The organism is Acinetobacter sp. 3657 (assembly GCF_031456775.1).
Lineage (GTDB): Bacteria > Pseudomonadota > Gammaproteobacteria > Pseudomonadales > Moraxellaceae > Acinetobacter.
In genome coordinates, this window is the sequence record NZ_JAVDVH010000036.1 from 1 (window position 1) to 1,343 (window position 1,343).

1 protein-coding gene is annotated in these 1,343 nt (G+C 39.5%); it reads left to right on the forward strand.

Translation table 11 applies throughout. The features are described from left to right. On the forward strand, window positions 1-1,343 hold a 1,343-nt coding region (locus J2Y37_RS15845), incomplete at both ends, for a hypothetical protein (protein WP_349033420.1).

The following is a 1,343-nucleotide window of genomic DNA, read 5'->3' on the forward strand; positions in this document are numbered from 1 at the left end:
TGGGGAGATAAAGCCCAATTTGAAACGGTGACACTGACACCACAAAACGGAGTTTACCGCTGGAATATTAATAACCTCGTACCAAACGATGGCTATGAGAACTATGAATACTTCTATCAACTGTATGATGCAAGTGGCAAGGTCATCGCCTTTGTTCCAGGTAAAGTCACCGTTGATAATAAAGGAAATGGTACAACTCAACAAACCAAATGGACGATTGCTGGCTCAGGCAGTGAACAAAATCAAATCGTACGTAAACAAGAACAAAATGCCTTTGGCGAGGTGATTAGCGAAACCGATGGTAAGGGATATACCACAACATTGGGCTATAACACGCTTGGTAAATTAATCGAGAAAAAGTTACCCACGGTTGATATCCGTCGAGCAGATGGAACCATGATTCAAGGCACTCCAACCATTGAATATGCCTATGATCTGTCAGGACGACTACTGAGCACCAAAGATGCCAATGGTAATATTAATAAACAAAGTTATTTAAATGGACGTAATCTTGAAAATGGTGATTGGTTAGTTGCCAATGAAACGCATGCTGATGCTGGACAAGTGTTAAATGGTTATGATGTTTTTGGTAATTTAACAACCAGAACCAATGAGCTTGGTATAAAGACTGGTTATGAATATGACATCAATGGCAATCTAGTCAAGATTAATCGAGCTGCACGTGCAACAGGAAGTGCAGGTGCTACCGCTATTAGTGATGCAGCAGGTAATCAAGCAGCATTGACCGATAGCTTTGCTTATGATGAATTAGGAAACCGAATCAGTGCGACCAATGCATTAGGCAATACCAATACCACTGAGTATGATGCATTAGGTCGAGTGGTACAAACAAAATCGGCTGAAGGCGCTATAACCAAAGTAGACTATGTCTATGACGCTGCTATTGTAAATATCAATGGCGCGAAAGGTGGTATTAAACGTACAGAAACAGATGCTCTTGGTAAAAAGATTATTGATGAACAAGATTATTACGGACGTAACGTTAAACATACCGATAAAGGCGGTCATGTCTTTAACTATACCTATAACGCAGGTGGATGGTTAACACGACAAACCAACTCCCAAGGCCAAAATATTGACTATAGTTATTATAGCAATGGTTCAATTAAAGAAATCCGTGATGTTGCTTTAAACTTATTGACTGCCTATCGCTATGACGAAAACGGTAATCGTATAGAAGAACGTTACCAAGAGTTAAATGCAAAAGCGGGTGAACCACGAGTTTTTCAAAATGCATTGATTAACTACGACTCATTGAATCGTAAGATGAGTGTGCAAGATCAATCCTTTAATATTCATTACGAATATGATGCCAATGGCAA